Origin of the sequence: Citrobacter sp. Cpo061 (assembly GCF_030332845.1) — a bacterium.
GTDB classification, from domain to species: domain Bacteria; phylum Pseudomonadota; class Gammaproteobacteria; order Enterobacterales; family Enterobacteriaceae; genus Citrobacter; species Citrobacter portucalensis.
This window is the reverse complement of sequence record NZ_JAOWHB010000013.1, coordinates 69,788-92,088: the sequence shown is the minus strand read 5'-3', so window position 1 is coordinate 92,088 and position 22,301 is coordinate 69,788. Positions and strand designations below refer to the sequence as shown.

The following is a 22,301-nucleotide window of genomic DNA, read 5'->3' as shown; positions in this document are numbered from 1 at the left end:
ACGATGACGTCGCCATCCGGCAACGTGCCCGGTAGCGCTGCGCTTGCCGGGCCTGCATCACATTATCCAGTACGTCTAACTTCTTCTCAGGCCCTCCTGTATGCCTTTCTTTACCTCTTCTGATAAAGCACTCTGGCACCTCGCCTTACCGATGATCTTCTCCAATATCACTGTTCCCCTGCTGGGACTGGTGGATACCGCGGTGATTGGTCATCTGGATAGTCCGGTCTATCTTGGCGGTGTTGCGGTTGGTGCTACGGCAACCAGTTTTCTTTTTATGCTGCTGCTTTTTTTGCGCATGAGCACCACCGGTCTTACCGCCCAGGCATTTGGTGCGAAAAATCCGCAGGCGCTGGCGCGCGCACTGGTGCAGCCGCTCATGCTGGCGCTGGGAGCGGGGTTGCTTATCGCACTGTTTCGTACGCCGATTATCGATCTGGCTCTGCACATTGTTGGCGGAAGTGAAGCGGTACTGGAGCAGGCCCGACGTTTCCTCGAAATTCGTTGGTTAAGCGCACCCGCCTCGCTGGCGAATCTGGTGCTGCTCGGCTGGCTGCTTGGCGTTCAGTATGCGCGTGCGCCGGTTATCTTGTTGATTGTCGGTAATATTCTCAACATTGTGCTCGATATATGGCTGGTGATGGGCCTGCATATGAACGTGCAAGGTGCGGCACTGGCAACGGTGATTGCTGAATATGCCACCTTGCTGATCGGCCTGATGATGGTGCGCAAAGTCCTGCATATGCGCGGAATTTCGCTGGCAATGCTGAAGCAGGCGTGGCGTGGCAATTTCCGCCGTTTGCTGGCGCTTAACCGTGACATCATGTTGCGCTCGCTACTGCTGCAGCTCTGTTTTGGCGCAATCACGGTGCTGGGTGCGCGTCTGGGAGGCGATATCATTGCGGTTAATGCCGTTCTGATGACCCTGTTAACCTTTACCGCCTACGCGCTGGATGGATTTGCCTATGCCGTGGAAGCGCATTCGGGCCAGGCCTATGGGGCGCGAGACGGTAGCCAGTTGCTGGACGTCTGGCGGGCGGCCTGCCGACAGTCCGGTATTGTGGCTATTTTGTTTTCGCTGGTTTATGCCCTGTTTGGCGAGCAGATTGTTGCGCTGCTGACCTCGCTGTCGCAGATCCAACAGCTGGCCGATCGCTATCTTTTCTGGCAGGTGGTGTTACCGCTGGTGGGTGTCTGGTGTTATCTGCTCGACGGAATGTTTATTGGCGCGACGCGCGCGGCAGAAATGCGCAACAGTATGGCCGTTGCTGCCACAGGATTCGCATTAACGCTGCTGACTTTGCCGTGGCTGGGAAACCATGGCTTGTGGTTGGCGTTAACCGTTTTCCTGGCGTTGCGCGGGCTTTCACTGGCCTTTATCTGGCGACGTCACTGGCGTAATGGAACCTGGTTTGCCTGAGCGGGATGGTTAAAAATTCCGAATAGTAAATAAAATCCAGAATCACTGACTACACTTATTCTCACGTCCAGCAAAAACAGCATGTGTCTGGGCATGGCACTCTCGCTATTCACAACCTAACGATGAGGACTTGATGATGAATAAAGACGAAGTCGGCGGCAACTGGAAGCAGTTTAAAGGTAAAGTGAAAGAGCAATGGGGCAAACTGACCGATGATGATATGACGGTCATTGAAGGTAAACGTGACCAACTGGTCGGTAAAGTCCAGGAGCGTTACGGTTACGCGAAAGATCAGGCGGAGAAAGAAGTTAACGATTGGGAAAAACGTAATGATTACCGCTGGTAATTAATCCTTCCCTCCTGAGAGTACAAGGATGTACGCTCTCCCGCTTACCTAGCGCCCAACTTTCTTCTTCACCTGAATCGTATGGTCATGCTGGCACTCGCCAGGATGGCGGCAAGATTCAACTTCTACACAGGCCGGACACAGCCCGTGGGCTTCAATAACGTTATGCCGCAGTGCAAAGCCCATTTTTGCCGCCAGCGTATGCATAATGTCTTCCACGCCTTCCGCACACTCTTCTTTTACCACGCCACAGCGGTCGCAAATGAACATTGCAGAACTGTGGGTTGGCTGATCGAACAGATGACAAAGCACATAGCTGTTGGTGGATTCCACCTTGTGCACGAAACCTTGTTCCAGCAGAAAATCGAGCGCACGATAGACGGTAGGTGGTTTAGCCTGTGGCTCAGTTTCCCGCAACAGGTCGAGCAGGTCATAGGCGCTGATCGCACCTTCCTGCAGGCTCATCAGGCGCAGTACTTCGAGGCGTTGTGGCGTAAGCCGCACGTTGCGTTGCGCGCAGAGTTTTTCAGCTTGAGCCAATAACTCTTGCGTAGTGGTTTTGTCCATTTGGCGCCTCGATTTGCGTGGAAGGTTAATCCCTTACTTTAACATGTTCTGCTTAAAACGCCGAGATCCACCGTGGTGTGCTATACCTGACGCATCGCAATACTGGAAAATAACCATGAAAAGACCCGATTGTATTCGCCACTGGCGTGAGGTTGAGGGGGCTGATGACTCCACTTATCCTGACAGCGATGAGCTATTTGCTATTGGCGCGCCGCTTGCCCGCAAGTTGGGGTTAGGACGACTCGGCATTCATCATGAACGCCTGCCGCCGGGTCGGCGTACCTCGTACCCGCACGCCGAAAGCGATGAGGAAGAATTTATCTACGTGCTGGAAGGTTATCCTGAGGCCTGGATTAACGGGTATTTATGGAAGCTGGAACCGGGCGACAGCGTCGGTTTCCCGGCAGGTACAGGCGTGTGCCATACCTTTATCAATAACACCAGTGAAGAGGTGCGCCTGTTAGTCGTGGGTGAGGCGAACAAAAAATACAACCGCATTTATTATCCGCTTAACCCGGTCTATGCCGCTACACGTGAGGATCGCTGGGTCGACCATCCGCCGCAGTTTTTTGGATCTCACGACGGAAAACCGGGGCGTAAATAGCTTTTGTTTAGGGTCAGGGGGAGTGAGCCGCGAGGATGTGGCTCACTATCGTAACGGTCTATGCTATAGTAGCGCCCCTTTTTTAACCGGATGCTTGAATATTCGCCATGCTGCCTGAATCTCAGTCTACCGCTTTTCCCGCTCATCGTTTTTCTATCGCGCCGATGCTCGACTGGACGGACAGACACTGCCGCTACTTTTTGCGCTTACTGTCCAGCCAGACGCTGCTCTATACGGAGATGGTAACCACTGGGGCAATCATTCATGGTAAAGGCGATTATCTGGCGTATAGCGAAGAAGAACATCCGGTCGCATTACAACTGGGTGGGAGCGATCCTGCGGCGCTGGCGCAGTGCGCAAAGCTCGCTGAACAGCGGGGCTATGACGAAATCAATCTCAACGTGGGTTGTCCTTCCGACCGCGTACAGAATGGCATGTTTGGCGCCTGCCTGATGGGGAATGCGCAACTGGTCGCCGATTGCGTCAAAGCAATGCGCGACGTGGTGTCGATTCCGGTAACGGTGAAAACTCGTATCGGCATTGATGACCAGGACAGCTACGAATTCCTCTGCGATTTCATCAACACGGTATCTGGCAAAGGCGAATGTGAGATGTTTATCATTCACGCCCGCAAGGCCTGGCTGTCCGGGTTAAGCCCGAAAGAAAACCGCGAAATTCCACCGCTGGATTATGACCGTGTTTATCAGTTAAAGCGTGATTTTCCGCATCTGACGATGTCGATCAACGGCGGCATTAAATCGTTGGAAGAAGGGAAAATTCATCTGCAACATATGGATGGCGTGATGGTGGGGCGTGAGGCGTATCAAAACCCAGGCATTCTGGCGTCCGTTGACCGCGAGATTTTTGCAGCTACCACCGAAGATACCGATCCAGTCGCCGTGGTGCGTGCCATGTACCCGTATATTGAGCGTGAACTGAGTAAGGGAACCTATTTGGGACATGTGACACGCCATATGTTGGGGCTGTTTCAGGGCATCCCTGGTGCCCGTCAGTGGCGTCGCTATCTGAGCGAGAATGCACATAAAGCCGGGGCAGATATTAACGTTCTGGAGCATGCGCTGAAGCTAGTGGCAGACAAGCGTTAAGTTTTCACCAAAAGTTAGTTAATTTCACCACGCCCTGCGCTTTGTCGCGGGGCGTTTTCTTTATAAATCAACGCATTATTTTTGGCATGTTTCTTGTAAAGCAATGGAGAGAATTTCATTTCGGGAGAGAGCCATGCTGGAACTACTTTTTGTGATTGGATTTTTTATCATGCTGATGGTCACCGGCGTATCTTTGCTGGGCGTTCTGGCTGCATTGGTCGTAGCCACCGCCGTGATGTTTCTGGGCGGACTATTTGCCTTGATGATTAAACTGTTGCCCTGGCTGCTACTGGCTGTTGCCGTGGTGTGGGTGATCAAGGCGATAAAAGCGCCAAAAGTCCCACAGTATCAGCGCAATAACCGCCGGTTTTACTAAGGTATTGAGCGGTACGTCACAACCTGCAACATTGCCTTTAGAACCAAATAGGAATTGATTATCAAATCTGTCACTATTGCCAGGTTAACGAATTCATCGAGCTGTACCCTACATACAGCCGAACTAAAAAAAGAAAGGGCTTCCTGCGGGAAGCCCTAATTCTTTCTTTCCCCGTCATCTTAAGGAATTAGCAAACTCGATCCCTGCGTGGCGCGGCTTTCCAGTACTTCATGAGCACGCTGTGCATCGTGCAGTGCGAACGTTTGACCAGGCGCGACATCCACTTTGATCACTCCGCTGGCAATCAGCGAGAAAAGCTCATTGCTGGCTTCGGTTAATTCGCGGTGATTGGTGATGTAACCCTGTAGAGAAGGACGGGTCACGTATAGCGAACCTTTCTGGTTCAGAATGCCTAAGTTCACGCCAGTAACCGGCCCGGAAGCATTACCAAAGCTGACCATTAGTCCCCGGCGCTGCAAACAATCCAGCGAGGCTTCCCAGGTATCTTTCCCCACTGAGTCATACACCACCCGCACTTTTTTACCGCCAGTTACCTCTTTCACTCGCTCAACAATGCTCTCTTCACGATAGTTAATGACCTGCCATGCGCCAGCCTGCAGCGCAATTTGCGCTTTTTGCGCACTGCCGACGGTACCAATCAGCTTCGCACCCAATGCTTTTGCCCACTGGCAGGCAATCATGCCGACGCCGCCCGCAGCCGCATGGAACAAAAACGGCTCATCAGGTTGAATTTCATAGGTTTTACGTAACAGATAAAAAACGGTTAGCCCTTTAAGAAACGAGGCGGCAGCTTGTTCAAACGAGATAGCGTTAGGCAGGATGGCGGCTTTATCGGCCGGAACGTTATGCACTGAGCTGTAGGCGCCAAGAGCAGACTGGGCGTACACCACGCGATCGCCAGCTTTAATGTGTGTCACTTTGCTGCCAACTTTGCTGACTACGCCGGCGGCTTCGGTACCCAGCCCGCTGGGCAGGGAAGGCGGTGGATAAAGACCACTGCGGATGTAGGTGTCGATATAGTTGATCCCAATCGCTTTGTTCTCGACCTGGATTTCGTTTTCCGCCGGGTCTACGGGCGTAAACTCCACCGCCTTGAGTACATCAGGGCCACCATGCTTGTGAAATTCAATACGTGTTGCCATGCTTCCTCCAAAAGAAATGTGGTAATCTTTCGACCCAATCATTATCTCGGTAACTCCATTCACTATGGCAGGAAATAAACCCTTCAACAAACAACAGACTGATGCTCGTGAGCGCGATCCCCAGGTCGCCGGGCTGAAAGTACCGCCGCACTCGATTGAAGCGGAACAGTCGGTGTTGGGCGGTTTAATGCTGGATAACGAACGCTGGGACGATGTCGCCGAGCGTGTGGTGGCGGAAGATTTTTATACCCGTCCGCACCGGCATATCTTCACGGAAATGCATCGCCTGCAGGAGATGGGAAAACCCATCGATCTGATCACACTGGCAGAGTCGCTGGAAGTTCAGGGACAACTGGACAGCGTCGGCGGTTTTGCTTACCTGGCTGAGTTGTCTAAAAACACGCCAAGTGCGGCGAACATTAGCGCTTATGCGGATATCGTCCGCGAACGCGCCGTTGTTCGTGACATGATTTCAGTTGCGAACGAAATCGCGGAAGCCGGTTTTGATCCGCAAGGGCGCTCCAGTGAAGATCTGTTGGACCTTGCAGAATCCCGTGTCTTTAAAATCGCGGAAAGCCGCGCTAATAAAGACGAAGGCCCGAAAAATATTACGGATGTGCTCGACGCCACCGTCGCGCGTATCGAGCAGCTGTTCCAGCAACCGCACGACGGCGTCACCGGGGTGAACACCGGTTATGACGACCTCAATAAAAAGACGGCTGGCTTGCAGCCGTCAGACTTAATTATCGTCGCCGCGCGTCCGTCGATGGGTAAAACGACATTTGCAATGAACCTCGTCGAAAATGCGGCGATGTTGCAAGATAAGCCGGTTCTTATCTTTAGTCTTGAAATGCCCTCAGAACAGATCATGATGCGTTCCCTGGCCTCGCTCTCACGCGTAGACCAAACTAAAATCCGTACCGGTCAACTGGATGATGAGGACTGGGCGCGAATTTCCGGAACAATGGGTATTTTGCTGGAGAAACGAAACATCTATATTGATGACTCTTCCGGCCTGACGCCAACGGAAGTGCGTTCGCGTGCCCGTCGTATCGCCCGTGAACACGGCGGTATCGGACTTATCATGATCGACTACCTGCAGCTGATGCGCGTGCCGTCGCTTTCCGACAACCGTACGCTGGAAATTGCTGAAATTTCCCGCTCGCTGAAAGCGTTAGCGAAAGAACTGCATGTACCGGTGGTGGCGCTGTCGCAGCTTAACCGCTCTCTGGAACAACGTGCCGACAAGCGTCCGGTCAACTCGGATCTGCGTGAGTCTGGCTCCATCGAGCAGGATGCCGACTTAATCATGTTTATCTATCGTGATGAGGTTTATCACGAAAACAGCGACCTGAAAGGGATCGCAGAAATCATTATTGGTAAGCAACGTAACGGCCCGATCGGTACGGTGCGCCTGACGTTTAACGGTCAGTGGTCGCGCTTCGATAACTATGCGGGCCCACAATACGACGACGAATAAATCTCCGTCATCCTTCATGCTGCAGATGCGTTGACTACGCCCGTTCACCCCAGTCACTTAGTTTACTAAGCTCCCGGGGATTCTCTGGCTTGTCGCGTGACTCGGACTGCGTCCTCGCCCCTTCGGGGCCAGCGCAGGCGCTGTTCAAAAACGCCAAAGCGTTTTTGTCCTGCAACACGAATGATTTAGGAAATTCTTTTATTAAGGAATACAAATGCAAGCGGCAACTGTAGTCATTAACCGCCGCGCTCTGCGACACAACCTGCAACGTCTGCGTGAACTGGCTCCAGCCAGCAAACTGGTTGCGGTCGTGAAAGCGAACGCCTACGGCCATGGTCTGTTAGAGACCGCGCGAACGCTCCCCGATGCGGACGCTTTTGGTGTCGCTCGTCTTGAAGAAGCCCTGCGCTTGCGAGCGGGAGGGATCACGCAGCCCATCCTGCTGCTGGAGGGATTTTTTGATGCCTCCGATCTGCCGACTATTTCCGCGCAGCGCCTGCATACTGCCGTCCACAACCAGGAGCAGCTCGAAGCTCTGGAAGCCGCTAAACTGGCTGAACCCGTTACCGTCTGGATGAAGCTCGATACCGGTATGCATCGCCTGGGCGTACGCCCTGAGCAGGCCGAGGCGTTTTATCAGCGCTTAACACAGTGTGAAAACGTGCGCCAGCCGGTCAATATCGTCAGCCACTTTGCTCGTGCGGATGAGCCTGAGTGTGGCGCGACCGAAAAACAGCTCGATATCTTCAACAGTTTTTGTGAAGGCAAACCGGGGCAGCGTTCGATTGCCGCGTCGGGTGGTATTTTGCTGTGGCCGCAGTCTCACTTCGACTGGGCGCGTCCGGGGCTGATTCTGTACGGTGTATCACCGCTGGAAAACCACTCTATCGGCGCTGATTTTGGCTGCCAGCCGGTAATGTCGCTAACCTCCAGCCTGATTGCGGTGCGTGAGCACAAAGCGGGCGAACCGGTCGGCTATGGCGGTACCTGGCAGAGCGAGCGCGACACGCGTTTAGGCGTGGTGGCGATGGGGTATGGTGATGGTTACCCGCGTGCGGCGCCGTCTGGAACACCGGTGCTGGTCAATGGCCGTGAAGTGCCAATCGTCGGTCGCGTTGCGATGGATATGATCTGCGTCGATTTAGGCCCCGAAGCGCAGGATAAAGCCGGCGATTCGGTGATTCTGTGGGGCGAGGGCTTGCCCGTTGAACGCATTGCTGAAATGACGAAAGTAAGTGCTTACGAACTTATTACGCGCCTGACCTCAAGGGTAGCGATGAAGTATATCGATTAGCAGCATGATGTGCCGGACAGGTGGTTACGCCGCCTTCCGGCAATATTCCTCTCAACATCCTCTCGATCTTCTCCCACTTCCGGTTTATTGTGTTCGTAACCCCTGCCTGTAAACCCGGAGAACCACACGTGTTTCAAAAAGTTGACGCCCACGCCGGCGACCCGATCTTATCGCTCATGGAGCGCTTCAAAGAAGATTCACGTAGCGACAAAGTGAATCTCAGCATCGGCCTGTATTACAACGAAGACGGCATTATTCCTCAGCTTAAAGCTGTGGCGGAAGCGGAAGCCCGCCTCAATGCCAAACCGCATGGCGCTTCGCTGTATCTGCCGATGGAAGGTCTGAACACGTATCGTCATACTATTGCGCCGCTGCTATTTGGCGCAGAACATCCGGTTCTCCAGCAGCAGCGCGTCGCAACCATTCAGACGCTGGGCGGCTCTGGTGCGTTAAAGGTTGGCGCAGACTTCCTGAAACGTTATTTCCCTGATTCTGGCGTGTGGGTCAGCGATCCGACCTGGGAAAACCATATCGCGATTTTTGAAGGTGCCGGATTCGAAGTAAGCACTTACCCATGGTATGACGACACGACCAACGGTGTGCGTTTCAACGACCTGCTGGCAACGCTGAATACCCTACCGGCGCGCAGCATCGTGCTGCTACATCCGTGCTGCCATAACCCGACAGGGGCGGATTTAAGGCCTACGCAGTGGGATAGCGTTATTGAGATCCTGAAAGCACGCGATCTGATCCCGTTCCTGGATATTGCTTACCAGGGTTTCGGCGGCGGAATGGAAGACGATGCCTATGCGATTCGCGCCATTGCCAGCGCCGGATTGCCTGCTCTGGTCAGTAACTCATTCTCGAAGATTTTCTCCTTATACGGCGAGCGTGTCGGTGGACTGTCAGTGGTATGTGAAGATGCTGAAGCCGCCAGTCGCGTTCTGGGGCAGCTAAAAGCGACGGTGCGTCGGAACTACTCCAGCCCGCCAAACTTTGGTGCGCAGGTAGTTGCCGCGGTACTGGGTGATGACGCGCTGAAAGCCAGTTGGCTGGCGGAAGTTGAAGAGATGCGTACCCGCATTCTGGCGATGCGCCAGGAGTTGGTTAACGTATTGAATACGGAGATCTCAGGCCGTAACTTTGACTACCTGCTGCAACAGCGCGGGATGTTCAGCTATACCGGGCTTAGCGCAGCCCAGGTTGATCGTCTGCGCGATGAGTTCGGTGTATACCTGATCGCCAGCGGTCGCATGTGCGTGGCCGGGTTGAATCACGGTAACGTGCAGCGCGTGGCGAAGGCATTTGCCGCCGTCATGTAATCGACTTTGCAGGCCTGATAAGCGTCGCGCCATCAGGCCTGTTTTCCAATGTGATCGTGCTCCTTTTCCAGGACAAAACCAGAGAAAATCCTTCCTTTCCCTTCCCCTAAGGGGTAAGGTCAGATAGTTTTTTGACCAGTTGTTAATAAAAAAATGATAACTAACTGACTACTTAGGGAAAAATATGCGCAAGTTTACGTTGGCACTGAGTGCCGTTTGTTTATTGTTCACGCTAAATCAGCCAGCCCAGGCACTCGTTTCTTCTCCCTCTCAGCTCAATCCAGGCACTAACGTTGCAAAACTCGCTGAGCAGGCACCCATTCACTGGGTCTCCGTGGCACAAATTGAAAACAGTCTGACCGGACGTCCACCGATGGCCGTCGGGTTTGATATTGATGACACCGTCCTCTTTTCCAGCCCTGGCTTCTGGCGCGGTAAAAAAACGTATTCTCCTGACAGTGAGGATTACCTGAAGATTCCGGCCTTCTGGGAAAAAATGAACAATGGCTGGGACGAGTTTAGTATTCCAAAAGAAGTCGCGCGCCAACTGATTGATATGCACGTGCGTCGCGGTGACAGCATCTTTTTCGTGACCGGGCGTAGCCAGACGAAGACTGAAACGGTGTCGAAAACGTTGTCTGATAACTTTCACATCCCAGCTGGAAATATGAATCCGGTCATTTTTGCCGGCGACAAGCCGGGTCAGAACACCAAAACGCAGTGGCTGCAGGATAAAAATATCCGCATGTTCTACGGTGACTCCGATAATGACATTACCGCCGCTCGCGACGTGGGTATTCGCGGTATTCGCATTTTGCGCGCCTCTAACTCCACTTATAAGCCGCTGCCACAGGCCGGTGCGTTTGGTGAAGAGGTGATTGTCAACTCGGAATATTGAGGACTCTGGCTGAGGATTGCTGTTTTTTTAAACAAATTTACATTGCTGGCTTTTACCTTTTGCGGACTTGCTGCACACTGAATAAAAGATGTTCTCATGAGGCAATATGCTGGTAAGGGGAATAAAGATGACGAATTCGGAGTTGCTGCAATACTGCATGGCAAAAACGGGCGCGGAGCAGAGCGTTCACAGTGACTGGAAGGCCACGCAAATCAAAGTCGAAGATGTGCTTTTTGCCATGGTAAAAGAGGTGGAAGAACGCCCGGCGGTGTCTCTGAAAACCAGCCCTGAACTGGCAGAACTGTTGCGCCAGCAGCATAGCGATGTTCGGCCAAGCAGGCATCTCAATAAGGCGCACTGGAGTACGGTGTATCTGGACGGCTCGCTGCCGGATTCACAGATTTATTATCTGGTCGACGCCTCTTATCAGCAGGCTGTGAACACGTTGCCGGAAGATAAACGCCGGATACTGACGCAGCCCTGATCCGGTTCGCCGGATGCGGCGCAAGCGCCTTATCCGGCCTACAGGCTTTATACCTGATCTGTAGTTTCGTAGGCCTGATAAGCGCAGCGCCATCAGGCACAACGGTTGCCGGATGCGGCGCAAGTGCCTTATCCGCCCTACAGGCTTTATGCCTGGTCTGTAGTTTCGTAGGCGCTGATAAGCGCAGCGCCATCAGGCACAACGGTTGCCGGATGCGGCGCAAGCGCCTTATCCGGCCTACAGGCTTTATATCTGGTCTGTAGTTTCGTAGGCCTGATAAGCGCAGCGCCATCAGGCACAACGGTAGCCGGATGCGGCGCAAGTGCCTTATCCGCCCTACAGGCTTTATGCCTGGTCTGTAGTTTCGTAGGCCTGATAAGCGCAGCGCTATCAGGCACAACGGTTGCCGAATGCGTCTTATCCGGCCTACAAGCTTTATGCATATTCTGTAGGCCAGACAAGTGTTGCGTAATTACAACAGCGGTTTGAGGAAGCGGGCCGTGTGTGAGGCTTCACACTCAGCGACCGTTTCTGGTGTGCCGGAGACAAGGATTTCGCCGCCGCCGCTACCGCCTTCCGGACCGAGATCGACAATCCAGTCTGCGGTCTTAATCACGTCCAGATTGTGCTCAATCACCACGATGGTGTTGCCCTGATCCCGGAGTTGATGCAGCACGTCCAACAGTTGCTGAATATCCGCAAAATGCAGACCGGTGGTCGGCTCATCGAGAATATACAGCGTTTGCCCGGTACCGCGTTTGGACAGTTCGCGCGCCAGCTTCACGCGCTGTGCTTCACCGCCCGAGAGCGTGGTAGCGGACTGACCCAGTCGAATGTACGTCAGGCCAACGTCCATCAGCGTTTGCAGCTTACGTGCCAGCGCCGGAACGGCATCGAAGAACTCACGTGCTTCTTCAATCGTCATATCCAGCACTTCGTGGATAGTCTTGCCTTTGTACTTAATTTCTAACGTTTCGCGGTTATAGCGCTTGCCTTTGCACTGATCGCACGGCACGTAGATATCCGGCAGGAAGTGCATTTCGACTTTGATCACGCCGTCGCCCTGACAGGCTTCACAGCGTCCGCCACGGACGTTAAAGCTGAAACGCCCCGGCGTGTAACCGCGTGCTCGTGACTCCGGTACACCGGCAAACAGTTCGCGCACTGGCGTAAACACCCCGGTGTAGGTTGCCGGGTTAGAGCGCGGCGTACGGCCAATCGGGCTTTGGTCAATGTCGATCACTTTGTCGAAATGCTCCAGGCCTTGAACGTCGCGATACGGCGCAGGTTCAGCCAGCGTCGCACCGTTTAGCGCCGTCTGTGCAATCGGGAACAGTGTGTCGTTAATCAGCGTCGATTTACCCGAACCGGAAACACCGGTAATGCAGGTAAATAAACCTACCGGCAGCGTCAGGGTGACATCTTTCAGGTTGTTACCGCGTGCGCCGGTGAGCTTCAGCACTTTCTCTGGGTCAGCCGCAACGCGCTGTTTAGGCACTTCAATCTTGCGTTTACCGCTCATGTACTGGCCGGTCAGCGACTCAGGCACTGCCATGATGTCGTCGAGCGTCCCTTCGGCGACGACCTGACCGCCGTGAACACCCGCGCCCGGGCCGATATCGATAACGTGGTCAGCGGCGCGAATCGCGTCTTCATCGTGCTCGACCACAATAACGGTATTACCCAGATTACGCAGGTGGATAAGCGTACCCAGCAGACGTTCGTTATCGCGCTGGTGCAGGCCAATAGACGGCTCATCCAGTACGTACATTACACCGACCAGACCCGCGCCGATCTGGCTTGCCAGGCGAATACGCTGGGCCTCACCACCGGAGAGTGTTTCTGCTGAACGCGATAGCGTCAGGTAGTTGAGGCCGACGTTGACCAGGAACTTCAGACGATCGCCAATCTCTTTAAGAATTTTCTCGGCAATCTTCGCCCGCTGACCCGCAAGCTTCAGATTGTTGAAGAAATCCATTGCATGACCGATGCTCATGTCAGAAATCGCAGGCAGCGGCGTATTTTCAACAAATACGTGACGGGCTTCCCGGCGTAAACGCGTCCCTTCACAGCTGGCGCAAGGACGGTTACTGATGAACTTGGCTAATTCTTCACGTACAGCGCTGGATTCCGTCTCTTTATAGCGGCGCTCCATATTGTGCAATACGCCTTCGAACGGATGGCGACGTACGGACGTATCACCGCGATCGTTCATGTATTTAAATTCGATATTCTCTTTACCGGAACCGTACAGTACCACTTTATGCACAGCAGGGTTCAGGCTGGCCCACGGGGCTTCAACGTCGAATTTATAGTGTTCCGCCAGAGACTTAAGCATCTGGAAGTAATAGAAGTTACGGCGATCCCAACCGCGGATAGCACCACCGGCCAGCGACAGTTCCGGGTTTTGGATCACCCGATCAGGATCGAAATATTGCTGCACGCCGAGACCGTCACAGGTTGGACACGCGCCCGCCGGGTTGTTAAACGAGAACAGCCGCGGTTCCAGTTCGCGCATGCTATAGCCGCAGATAGGGCAGGCGAAGTTGGCGGAGAACAGCAGCTCCTCCGCTTTCGGGTCGTCCATATCGGCAACGACCGCCGTACCGCCGGACAGTTCCAGCGCGGTTTCAAAGGATTCCGCCAGTCGTTGGGTGAGATCGTCACGGACTTTAAAGCGGTCAATCACCACTTCAATGGTGTGTTTCTTTTGCAGCTCAAGCTTGGGCGGATCGGAAAGGTCACAGACTTCACCGTCGATACGGGCGCGGATATAGCCCTGGCCTGCCAGGTTTTCCAGCGTTTTGGTGTGCTCGCCTTTACGCTCTTTGATCACCGGCGCCAGCAGCATCAGACGCTTACCTTCCGGCTGCGACAGGACGTTATCCACCATCTGGCTTACGGTCTGCGCTGCCAGGGGGACGTCGTGATCCGGACAGCGCGGCTCGCCAACGCGGGCAAACAGCAGACGCAGATAGTCGTGAATTTCGGTAATTGTACCTACCGTGGATCGCGGGTTATGGGACGTCGATTTTTGTTCAATTGAGATGGCAGGAGAGAGCCCCTCAATGTGGTCGACGTCCGGTTTTTCCATCAGCGACAGAAATTGACGCGCGTACGCGGAAAGGGATTCAACGTAACGACGCTGCCCTTCGGCATATAAGGTGTCGAAAGCGAGCGAAGATTTGCCTGAGCCCGAAAGCCCGGTGACGACAATCAGCTTGTCGCGCGGGATGACGAGGTTGATGTTTTTGAGATTATGGGTGCGGGCGCCCCGAACTTCGATCTTATCCATTCATCTTTCCCGGATTAAACGCTTTTTTGCCTGGCTGCATGGTGCTACCGGCGATCACAAACGGTTAATTATGACACAACCTGACCTGAATGGATATACAGTATTGGAATGCAAAACGCAGACGTCTGTGCAACAATGTCTGGCTGGAGTTGTTTACTGGAATCAACTTCGCAACGTAGTAAAAGCGCTATTGGAAATGCTACAATCCCGCGCTTACACTTATTCAGTAACGTTTTTCAGGAGACACGATCATGGCCAGCAGAGGCGTAAACAAGGTGATTCTCGTCGGTAATCTGGGCCAGGACCCGGAAGTACGCTATATGCCGAATGGTGGCGCAGTTGCCAACATTACGCTGGCTACTTCCGAATCCTGGCGTGATAAAGCGACCGGTGAAATGAAAGAGCAGACTGAATGGCACCGTGTTGTGTTGTTTGGCAAACTGGCGGAAGTGGCCAGCGAATATCTGCGTAAAGGTTCTCAGGTCTATATCGAAGGTCAGCTGCGTACCCGCAAATGGACCGATCAGTCCGGTGTAGAAAAGTACACCACAGAAGTTGTGGTTAACGTTGGCGGCACCATGCAAATGCTGGGTGGTCGTCAGGGTGGTGGTGCTCCGGCAGGTGGCGGTCAGCAGCAGGGCGGTTGGGGTCAACCTCAGCAGCCGCAGGGTGGCAACCAGTTCAGCGGCGGCGCGCAGTCTCGTCCGCAACAGTCAGCGCCGTCTAACGAGCCGCCGATGGATTTCGACGACGATATTCCGTTCTAATCCCACTGCGTTACGCTGAAAATAATGGCTACCTCAAGACTGGGGTAGCCATATGCAATTTTGTTATCAGTTCAACACCATCGGCCAATCTGGCGGTGTGTGGCTCATCACGTCAACCATTACGGTTTCAATGTTCTTCCAGATAGCGGACATATCCACCAGGGTTATGCCGAGCAATCCAGTCGCAAACCAGCAGGCAAAAACCAGCCCTAAACCGCTGCTAATGACGGCCAGGCCAATATAATCTGATTTACGAAAACGGATATTGAGCGTACTGGCTAAAAACATCAGCACCGCGCTGAGTAGTTGCCACCGCAGAAGAACCACGCCAGTTGTTATTGTCGCCATGAAAAACGTCCTCAGAAAGTCTGGATGCCCAGGACAGCGCGGGGGTGTTCACCGAGGGTGTGATACTCTGGCTATCGACGGGCAATAACATGAATGAAATATTGTTTCTGTTACATGATTTTTGTGAACTATATCACATCTGGTCGTTTGTTCACCAGTATTGGCCGTTATTTTTGTAGGCTTATAACCACTTCAAGTGTGTGGTTTTGTTTAATGAAGAGTTGATAATAAATAACCATGTTTTAAACATGCATTTAGTCTGCTTGTTATATTTATCCTAAATTAAACGTTAAAAAAAATTAATGAATTTCTTAAATGCAGCCAGGATAATGCTCATAAAAAATTACTCCGTGGGGATAATAACGTTATGAAATAAGCATAACTTTAAGTTTGCCTTACGGAAAAATAATATCATCATCAACTATTATCAGACTTTTACATAGAGAAGTCTGTTGCTAATACTGATAGATTCATGCAACTTAATCAGTCGGTGTTTATAGCATCCTGCCTTGATGGGTTCTGGCATATACGAAACAGGGAAATAGGGCTGACATGAATCACAGTGCGCGACGCAAGATGCTGAAGTTCCTAGGAACATTCATGGTGGTATTGTTCCCCGTGGTGCTGGCGATATGGTTTGCGCACATCCGGGCGATGACCGAAACCCATAGCCAACTCCGCTCTTTTGCTCAACTGGTGTTAAATAAAACAGAATTGGTGATCCTACAAGCTGATTTGGCGCGTGATATGGCCCAGTTGTATCAGGGTAAGATGTGTACCCCGGCACATCAGAAAAGTATGCTAAATATTATTCGCGGTCGTTTATATATCAGTGAGCTAATTTATGCGCAGGGCGATCACTTTTTGTGCTCTACGTCGATGGCGCCGCCTGTTACTTATATTATGCCGACAGCCGATTATAAACGTACGCCGGATATCGCCATCTATTACTACCGCGATACCCCTTTTTTCGCTGGCTACAGAATGACGTACATGCAACGCGGGAACTACGTCGCAGTCATCAATCCATTGTCCTACAGCGAAGTCATGTCAGATGATCCGGATCTCTCCTGGGGCGTGTATGACACAGTAACAGATACGTTTTTCTCTGCCAGCGAAGCGGCAAATATTGCGCAATTCGCGCCGCTCATACGCGGTGAAGCCTCGACCTTTCAACAAGACGATCGCTTCTACACCATCGTGCATTCAGAAAAACGTCCAATTGCGATTATTGTGTCGACCTCAGACAACCGCGTAAGTCAGATTTTCTATCACGAGGCGGTATTAACCATCCCCTTCGGGATTATCTGCAGCATCCTGATATTGCTAATGTGGTGGCGCACGCGCCAGGAATACTTATCCCCTCGGCGTTTGCTAAAACGCGCGATCAAAAAACGTCAGCTTTGCCTGCATTACCAGCCGATTATTGATATTAAGAATGGGCAATGTGTTGGTGCTGAAGCTCTGCTGCGCTGGCCGGGCTGTAAAGGTGAGGTGATGAGCCCGACGGAGTTTATTCCGCTGGCTGAAAAAGAGGGAATGATTGAGCGGATCACGGATTATGTCGTTGAAGAGGTGTTCAACGATTTGGGGTATTTTCTTTCGGCGCATCCTCAGCTTTCTATATCGATTAACCTTTCCGCTTCTGACTTTCATTCATCCCGATTGATTGCTCTGATTAACGACAAAAATCGTGAGTACTCCGTGGCGGCCCAGCAAATTAAAGTCGAAGTGACCGAGCGTGGGTTCATAGATGTACATAAAATGACCCCCGTAATCCAGGCGTTCCGCAAGGCGGGTTATGAAGTGGCATTTGATGATTTTGGCACGGGATATTCCAATCTGCATAATTTGTCAGCGCTGAATGTCGATATCCTGAAGATCGACAAATCGTTTATTAGCACGTTATCCACTAACAGCACCAGTCACTTGATTGCCGAACATATTATTGAGATGGCACAAAGCTTACACCTGAAGACGATTGCGGAAGGTGTGGAAACGAAGGAGCAAATCGAATGGCTGCTTGAACGCGGCGTACAGTATTGTCAGGGCTGGTATTTTGCGAAGGCGCTGCCGCCGCAGGAGTTCATGCACTGGATACAACGGTCGCCCGCCATACTGACGCAGAGCGGGCAATAATATTACAGACGATGGCGGTAGTCGCTGGGAGTACGATCAAATTCGCGGCGAAACACACGCGAGAAGGTTTGTTGCGACACATAACCAAGATCCATCGCGATATCAAAAATAGGTCGCTCAGTTGTCCGTAGTTCAACGGCGGCCAGCAAAAGTCGACGCTGGCGGATGTAGTCACCCAAGGTCTGGCGCGTCACCGTGCGGAACATTCTTTGTAAATACCACTTCGAGTAACCTGATTTTTTCGCCACCGCCTCAATGTTCAGCGGTTGATCGATATGTTCATCAATCCATTCAATAAGGGTCTGAATAATCTGCTGATGGGACATAGGGCTGCCTCTTTCTCAGTATTCGATTCGTCGTTTTGTCTGTGGGCGAGTATAATTCCTCAAGTTAACTTGAGGTAAAGCGATTTATGGAAAAGAAATTACCCCGGATAAAAGCGCTGCTCACACCAGGTGAAGTCGCCAAACGTAGCGGCGTGGCGGTATCGACCCTGCATTTCTATGAAAGCAAAGGGTTAATCAGTAGCATGCGCAACAGCGGCAATCAGCGGCGATACAAACGTGATGTGTTGCGTTACGTCGCGATAATTAAGATTGCTCAACGCATCGGGATCCCGCTGGCCACGATCGGTGACGCGTTAGGTGTATTACCTGAGGGGCATTCGCTTAGTGCCAAAGAGTGGAAGCAGCTCTCTTCGCAATGGCGTGAAGAACTGGACCGACGCATCCATACTTTGGTGGCGCTACGCGATGAGCTGGATGGGTGTATTGGTTGCGGATGCTTGTCACGCAGCGATTGCCCGTTGCGTAACCCAGGCGATCAGCTTGGCGAGCAGGGGACCGGAGCGCGCCTGCTGGAAGATGATTAATTGGTTTAAAATATGTGACGGGTATGAAGGGTATAAAACTAAAGCGCCACAGAGGGCGCTTTAGTTTGGTTCCGGTCTTTGTCTTTCACTCTATCCCGCTGGTTCACGGGAGGGTTTCCCCCGACATCAACACCCCTCAGTCGAGCACATTAGGGGAGGTTCCGGCCTGTGTTGATAATGTAAGTGTAAGCCACCTCCCTCCATTTGCCAGTGAAATGGTGATTTTTTAGCCAAAAAATTTTACGCATCTTCACCTGTTTTCTTGCGCGAGTTGCGCGAAATAAACACGCCGATGTTGTAATAACTCCGCGAAATTTGTTGCCAAATTGCGCATTGACGATAACGTTTGCGCATCGACTGGTTATTTCTTGCGCGTTATAAGAAGAAATGAGTAAAAAGCGGCAAAGTTCAGTTGAAAACCAGCGTATGATCGCTGGATAATCGTTTGCTTTTTTTTACCACCCGTTTTTTATGCGCGGAGCTAAACGTTTGCTTTTTTGCGACACCCCTATTGACGCAAACCTGGCACATGGAGAAAACGTTTAGCAGGCAGTGGATTGTCCAGCACGCATAATGACGAAAAAATAAACTCTCAGGGGATGTTTTCTATGTCTACGCCTTCAGCGCGTACCGGCGGTTCACTCGACGCCTGGTTTAAAATTTCGCTCCGCGGCAGTACCGTTCGTCAGGAAGTCGTTGCCGGATTAACGACCTTCCTGGCCATGGTCTACTCCGTTATCGTGGTTCCGGGGATGCTGGGTAAAGCCGGGTTCCCACCTGCTGCTGTATTTGTGGCGACCTGTCTGGTCGCGGGCGTCGGTTCTATTGTGATGGGCCTGTGGGCAAACCTGCCGCTGGCAATTGGTTGCGCCATTTCTCTGACCGCATTTACCGCATTCAGCCTGGTGCTGGGCCAACATATTAGCGTGCCCGTTGCGCTGGGTGCGGTGTTCCTGATGGGTGTCCTGTTTACCATCATTTCCGCGACCGGTATCCGTAGCTGGATCCTGCGCAATCTGCCGCAGGGCGTTGCGCATGGTACGGGGATTGGTATCGGCCTGTTCCTGCTGCTGATTGCGGCAAACGGTGTCGGTCTGGTAATTAAGAACCCGCTGGACGGCCTGCCGGTTGCGCTGGGTGACTTCGATACCTTCCCGGTCATTATGTCGTTAATTGGTCTGGCGGTGATTATTGGCCTCGAAAAACTGAAAGTACCGGGTGGCATTCTGCTGACCATTATCGGTATTTCCGTGGTTGGTCTGATTTTCGACCCGGCCGTGCATTTCTCCGGCATTTTTGCCATGCCGTCTCTGAGTGATGAAAACGGCAACTCGCTGATCGGCAGCCTGGATATCATGGGTGCACTGAACCCGATTGTCCTGCCGAGCGTGCTGGCGCTGGTCATGACCGCTGTCTTCGATGCAACCGGAACCATCCGCGCGGTAGCCGGACAGGCGAATCTGCTGGATAAAGACGGACAGATTATCGACGGTGGCAAAGCGCTGACCACTGACTCCCTGAGCAGCGTGTTCTCTGGTCTGGTGGGTGCAGCTCCGGCGGCGGTTTACATTGAATCTGCAGCGGGTACGGCGGCAGGCGGTAAAACTGGCCTGACAGCGATCACCGTTGGCGTACTGTTCCTGCTGATCCTGTTCCTCTCTCCGCTCTCTTATCTTGTTCCTGTGTACGCAACGGCACCTGCGCTGATGTATGTGGGTCTGTTGATGCTGAGCAACGTCGCGAAAATCGATTTCGCTGACTTTGTCGACGCAATGGCTGGACTGGTTACGGCCGTATTTATCGTGCTGACCTGTAACATCGTTACCGGCATCATGATTGGCTTTGCTACCCTGGTAATTGGCCGCATCGTTTCTGGTGAATGGCGCAAACTGAATATCGGCACCGTGGTGATCGCCATCGCGCTGGTGGCCTTCTACGCCGGCGGTTGGGCTATCTGATTCTGATTTCCTGACGATCCTAAAAACGGGTGGCTTTGGCCGCCCGTTTTCATTTTCAGAACACACTCGTTGTCTTTTGCGTTACTCTCAATTAGATAGAATTGGGGCACGACGCCTCTCATTAGCAATCATAAGAAACATCGCAAACAGGGAACGCATGGAAATCTTTTTCACCATACTCATCATGACCCTTGTGGTCTCGCTGTCGGGGGTATTTACTCGCGTATTGCCCTTCCAACTTCCTTTACCCCTTATGCAGATCGCCATCGGCGCCTTGCTGGCGTGGCCGACGTTTGGTTTGCATGTGGAATTCGATCCTGAGCTGTTCCTGGTTCTGTTCATCCCGCCGCTGCTCTTTGCCGATGGCTGGAAGACGCCAACGCGTGAGTTTCTCGAGCACGGGCGAGAGATTTTCGGCCTGGCGTTGGCGCTGGTGCTGGTCACGGTGGTCGGCATTGGATTTATGATTTACTGGCTGGTGCCGGGGATCCCTCTCATCCCAGCCTTTGCGCTGGCTGCTGTGCTATCGCCAACCGATGCCGTCGCACTTTCCGGCATTGTGGGAGAGGGACGTATACCGAAGAAAATCATGGGTATCCTGCAGGGCGAAGCGTTGATGAACGACGCCTCCGGTCTGGTCTCTCTGAAGTTTGCCGTCGCCGTGGCGATGGGCACAATGGTATTCACCGTTGGTGGCGCAACGCTTGAGTTCTTCAAAGTGGCGATTGGCGGCATCCTGGCTGGTTTTGTCGTCAGTTGGCTGTACGGCCGCTCCCTGCGCTTCCTCAGCCGCTGGGGCGGTGACGAGCCGGCAACGCAAATCGTCCTGCTGTTCCTGCTGCCGTTTGCGTCTTACCTGATTGCGGAACATATCGGCGTTTCCGGTATCCTCGCAGCGGTCGCTGCCGGGATGACGATCACCCGTTCCGGGGTGATGCGCCGCGCGCCGCTGGCGATGCGTTTACGTGCTAACAGTACCTGGGCGATGCTGGAGTTTGTGTTTAACGGCATGGTCTTCTTGCTGTTAGGGCTACAGTTACCGGGAATTCTGGAGTCTTCTTTGGCGGCGGCCGAGGCCGATCCGAATGTTGAAATCTGGATGCTGTTTACCGATGTCGTGCTGATTTACGTGGCGCTAATGCTGGTGCGTTTTGGCTGGCTGTGGACCATGAAAAAGTTCAGTCTGCGCTTCCTGAAGAAAAAACCGATGGAGTTTGGATCCTGGACGACGCGTGAAATCATGATCGCCTCTTTTGCCGGTGTACGCGGGGCCATTACCCTCGCCGGTGTGCTCTCCATTCCACTGTTGTTACCGGACGGTAGCGGCTTCCCCGCGCGATATGAGCTGATCTTCCTTGCCGCAGGCGTGATCCTGTTCTCGCTGTTTGTCGGCGTGGTGATGCTGCCGATTCTGCTACAACATCTGGAAGTGGCAGACCACTCGCAGCAGCAGAAAGAGGAACGTATCGCCCGCGCCGCCACGGCAGAAGTGGCGATTGTCGCTATCCAGAAAATGGAGGAGCGACTGGCCGCGGACACCGAAGAGAACATCGATAACCAGTTGCTCACCGAGGTGAGTTCACGCGTGATTGGTAACCTGCGCCGACGCGCCGACGGGCGCAACGATGTGGAAAGCTCGATGCAGGAAGAAAACCTCGAACGACGTTTCCGCCTGGCAGCGCTGCGTTCAGAACGCGCGGAGCTTTATCACCTGCGCGCCACGCGTGAAATCAGCAATGAAACGCTGCAAAAACTACTGCACGACCTGGATTTGCTGGAAGCGCTGTTGATTGAGAATCAGTAAACGGTAGTGCCTGATGCGGTCTACAAGACCGGCATACCGATGCAGGCCGGATAAGGCGT

Annotated in this window: 20 protein-coding genes; 15 read left to right on the top strand and 5 right to left on the bottom strand. The window is 52.9% G+C overall.

The annotated features are described in order from the left end of the window. Positions 1-100: 100 nt before the first annotated feature. The gene (dinF, locus tag OGX97_RS01015) at positions 101-1,420 is read left to right on the top strand and encodes an MATE family efflux transporter DinF (RefSeq protein WP_008786920.1); all 1,320 of its coding nucleotides are present in this window, start codon (positions 101-103) and stop codon (positions 1,418-1,420) included. 136 nt (positions 1,421-1,556) lie between these two features. Further along, positions 1,557-1,766: a CsbD family protein gene (locus OGX97_RS01010; RefSeq protein WP_003031706.1), complete on the top strand. Its 210-nt coding sequence runs from the start codon at positions 1,557-1,559 to the stop codon at positions 1,764-1,766. A gap of 48 nt (positions 1,767-1,814) precedes the next feature. Here the strand turns inward: OGX97_RS01010 and zur are convergent, their stop codons facing one another. After that, positions 1,815-2,333 (bottom strand): zinc uptake transcriptional repressor Zur, encoded by a 519-nt coding sequence (gene zur, locus OGX97_RS01005; RefSeq protein WP_003031709.1) that lies wholly within the window; start codon positions 2,331-2,333, stop codon positions 1,815-1,817. A 115-nt stretch (positions 2,334-2,448) separates the two neighbouring features. Between zur and OGX97_RS01000 the strand changes: the two genes are divergently transcribed. From OGX97_RS01000 to pspG, 3 genes are all read left to right on the top strand, one after another. Further along, on the top strand, positions 2,449-2,937 hold the full coding sequence (locus tag OGX97_RS01000) for a cupin domain-containing protein (RefSeq protein ID WP_003031710.1): 489 nt from the start codon (positions 2,449-2,451) through the stop codon (positions 2,935-2,937). Between the two features lie 107 nt (positions 2,938-3,044). Next, positions 3,045-4,043, top strand: coding sequence for a tRNA dihydrouridine(20/20a) synthase DusA (dusA, locus tag OGX97_RS00995; protein ID WP_235125834.1), 999 nt, complete (start codon positions 3,045-3,047; stop codon positions 4,041-4,043). 133 nt (positions 4,044-4,176) lie between these two features. Continuing rightward, a complete protein-coding gene (pspG, locus tag OGX97_RS00990; protein ID WP_003031713.1) occupies positions 4,177-4,419 on the top strand; it encodes an envelope stress response protein PspG in 243 nt (80 codons plus the stop codon). 179 nt (positions 4,420-4,598) lie between these two features. Here pspG and OGX97_RS00985 read toward each other — a convergent pair whose 3' ends face one another. Then, entirely contained in the window at positions 4,599-5,582 is a 984-nt protein-coding gene (locus tag OGX97_RS00985; protein ID WP_008786924.1) for a quinone oxidoreductase, read from the bottom strand. A 64-nt stretch (positions 5,583-5,646) separates the two neighbouring features. Between OGX97_RS00985 and dnaB the strand changes: the two genes are divergently transcribed. The 5 genes from dnaB to OGX97_RS00960 all read left to right on the top strand — a co-directional run bounded on the left by dnaB (position 5,647) and on the right by OGX97_RS00960 (position 11,060). Further along, complete coding sequence (gene dnaB / locus OGX97_RS00980; RefSeq protein ID WP_003826610.1) at positions 5,647-7,062, top strand: replicative DNA helicase; 1,416 nt, start codon at positions 5,647-5,649, stop codon at positions 7,060-7,062. Positions 7,063-7,276: 214 nt separating this feature from the next. Continuing rightward, a complete protein-coding gene (gene alr, locus OGX97_RS00975; RefSeq protein ID WP_008786925.1) occupies positions 7,277-8,356 on the top strand; it encodes an alanine racemase in 1,080 nt (359 codons plus the stop codon). 128 nt (positions 8,357-8,484) lie between these two features. Next, the gene (gene tyrB, locus OGX97_RS00970) at positions 8,485-9,678 is read left to right on the top strand and encodes an aromatic amino acid transaminase (RefSeq protein ID WP_279851018.1); all 1,194 of its coding nucleotides are present in this window, start codon (positions 8,485-8,487) and stop codon (positions 9,676-9,678) included. Between the two features lie 184 nt (positions 9,679-9,862). Beyond that, complete coding sequence (aphA, locus tag OGX97_RS00965; protein ID WP_286591771.1) at positions 9,863-10,576, top strand: acid phosphatase AphA; 714 nt, start codon at positions 9,863-9,865, stop codon at positions 10,574-10,576. 127 nt (positions 10,577-10,703) lie between these two features. Beyond that, complete coding sequence (locus OGX97_RS00960) at positions 10,704-11,060, top strand: MmcQ/YjbR family DNA-binding protein (protein ID WP_008786927.1); 357 nt, start codon at positions 10,704-10,706, stop codon at positions 11,058-11,060. 472 nt (positions 11,061-11,532) lie between these two features. Here the strand turns inward: OGX97_RS00960 and uvrA are convergent, their stop codons facing one another. Then, on the bottom strand, positions 11,533-14,355 hold the full coding sequence (uvrA, locus tag OGX97_RS00955; protein WP_003826619.1) for an excinuclease ABC subunit UvrA: 2,823 nt from the start codon (positions 14,353-14,355) through the stop codon (positions 11,533-11,535). Between the two features lie 251 nt (positions 14,356-14,606). Here uvrA and ssb1 point away from each other — a divergent pair, with 251 nt between their 5' ends. Further along, on the top strand, positions 14,607-15,122 hold the full coding sequence (ssb1, locus tag OGX97_RS00950) for a single-stranded DNA-binding protein SSB1 (protein WP_235125821.1): 516 nt from the start codon (positions 14,607-14,609) through the stop codon (positions 15,120-15,122). A 66-nt stretch (positions 15,123-15,188) separates the two neighbouring features. On the opposite strand, the gene OGX97_RS00945 is transcribed toward ssb1, so the two are convergent. Then, positions 15,189-15,470: a YjcB family protein gene (locus tag OGX97_RS00945; protein ID WP_003826625.1), complete on the bottom strand. Its 282-nt coding sequence runs from the start codon at positions 15,468-15,470 to the stop codon at positions 15,189-15,191. A gap of 552 nt (positions 15,471-16,022) precedes the next feature. On the opposite strand from OGX97_RS00945, the gene OGX97_RS00940 reads away from it, so the two are divergent. Next, positions 16,023-17,609, top strand: a complete 1,587-nt coding sequence (locus OGX97_RS00940; protein WP_008786928.1) for an EAL domain-containing protein — start codon at positions 16,023-16,025, stop codon at positions 17,607-17,609. Between the two features lie 2 nt (positions 17,610-17,611). Here the strand turns inward: OGX97_RS00940 and soxS are convergent, their stop codons facing one another. Then, positions 17,612-17,935, bottom strand: coding sequence for a superoxide response transcriptional regulator SoxS (gene soxS, locus OGX97_RS00935; protein ID WP_003031731.1), 324 nt, complete (start codon positions 17,933-17,935; stop codon positions 17,612-17,614). 86 nt (positions 17,936-18,021) lie between these two features. Here soxS and soxR point away from each other — a divergent pair, with 86 nt between their 5' ends. The 3 genes from soxR to OGX97_RS00920 all read left to right on the top strand — a co-directional run bounded on the left by soxR (position 18,022) and on the right by OGX97_RS00920 (position 22,242). Continuing rightward, the gene (gene soxR / locus OGX97_RS00930; RefSeq protein WP_003826630.1) at positions 18,022-18,480 is read left to right on the top strand and encodes a redox-sensitive transcriptional activator SoxR; all 459 of its coding nucleotides are present in this window, start codon (positions 18,022-18,024) and stop codon (positions 18,478-18,480) included. 608 nt (positions 18,481-19,088) lie between these two features. Continuing rightward, a complete protein-coding gene (gene ghxP, locus OGX97_RS00925; RefSeq protein WP_003826632.1) occupies positions 19,089-20,438 on the top strand; it encodes a guanine/hypoxanthine transporter GhxP in 1,350 nt (449 codons plus the stop codon). Positions 20,439-20,595: 157 nt separating this feature from the next. Next, positions 20,596-22,242, top strand: coding sequence for a Na+/H+ antiporter (locus OGX97_RS00920; protein WP_003826634.1), 1,647 nt, complete (start codon positions 20,596-20,598; stop codon positions 22,240-22,242). Positions 22,243-22,301: the final 59 nt, after the last annotated feature.

Excerpts from the sequence above, each read along its gene's own strand:
- dinF (WP_008786920.1), top strand. The coding sequence starts at position 101 with ATGCCTTTCTTTACCTCTTCTGATAAAGCACTCTGGCACCTCGCCTTA.
- OGX97_RS01010 (WP_003031706.1), top strand. The coding sequence starts at position 1,557 with ATGAATAAAGACGAAGTCGGCGGCAACTGGAAGCAGTTTAAAGGTAAA.
- zur (WP_003031709.1), bottom strand. The coding sequence starts at position 2,333 with ATGGACAAAACCACTACGCAAGAGTTATTGGCTCAAGCTGAAAAACTC.
- OGX97_RS01000 (WP_003031710.1), top strand. The coding sequence starts at position 2,449 with ATGAAAAGACCCGATTGTATTCGCCACTGGCGTGAGGTTGAGGGGGCT.
- dusA (WP_235125834.1), top strand. The coding sequence starts at position 3,045 with ATGCTGCCTGAATCTCAGTCTACCGCTTTTCCCGCTCATCGTTTTTCT.
- pspG (WP_003031713.1), top strand. The coding sequence starts at position 4,177 with ATGCTGGAACTACTTTTTGTGATTGGATTTTTTATCATGCTGATGGTC.
- OGX97_RS00985 (WP_008786924.1), bottom strand. The coding sequence starts at position 5,582 with ATGGCAACACGTATTGAATTTCACAAGCATGGTGGCCCTGATGTACTC.
- dnaB (WP_003826610.1), top strand. The coding sequence starts at position 5,647 with ATGGCAGGAAATAAACCCTTCAACAAACAACAGACTGATGCTCGTGAG.
- alr (WP_008786925.1), top strand. The coding sequence starts at position 7,277 with ATGCAAGCGGCAACTGTAGTCATTAACCGCCGCGCTCTGCGACACAAC.
- aphA (WP_286591771.1), top strand. The coding sequence starts at position 9,863 with ATGCGCAAGTTTACGTTGGCACTGAGTGCCGTTTGTTTATTGTTCACG.
- OGX97_RS00960 (WP_008786927.1), top strand. The coding sequence starts at position 10,704 with ATGACGAATTCGGAGTTGCTGCAATACTGCATGGCAAAAACGGGCGCG.
- uvrA (WP_003826619.1), bottom strand. The coding sequence starts at position 14,355 with ATGGATAAGATCGAAGTTCGGGGCGCCCGCACCCATAATCTCAAAAAC.
- ssb1 (WP_235125821.1), top strand. The coding sequence starts at position 14,607 with ATGGCCAGCAGAGGCGTAAACAAGGTGATTCTCGTCGGTAATCTGGGC.
- OGX97_RS00945 (WP_003826625.1), bottom strand. The coding sequence starts at position 15,470 with ATGGCGACAATAACAACTGGCGTGGTTCTTCTGCGGTGGCAACTACTC.
- OGX97_RS00940 (WP_008786928.1), top strand. The coding sequence starts at position 16,023 with ATGAATCACAGTGCGCGACGCAAGATGCTGAAGTTCCTAGGAACATTC.
- soxS (WP_003031731.1), bottom strand. The coding sequence starts at position 17,935 with ATGTCCCATCAGCAGATTATTCAGACCCTTATTGAATGGATTGATGAA.
- soxR (WP_003826630.1), top strand. The coding sequence starts at position 18,022 with ATGGAAAAGAAATTACCCCGGATAAAAGCGCTGCTCACACCAGGTGAA.
- ghxP (WP_003826632.1), top strand. The coding sequence starts at position 19,089 with ATGTCTACGCCTTCAGCGCGTACCGGCGGTTCACTCGACGCCTGGTTT.
- OGX97_RS00920 (WP_003826634.1), top strand. The coding sequence starts at position 20,596 with ATGGAAATCTTTTTCACCATACTCATCATGACCCTTGTGGTCTCGCTG.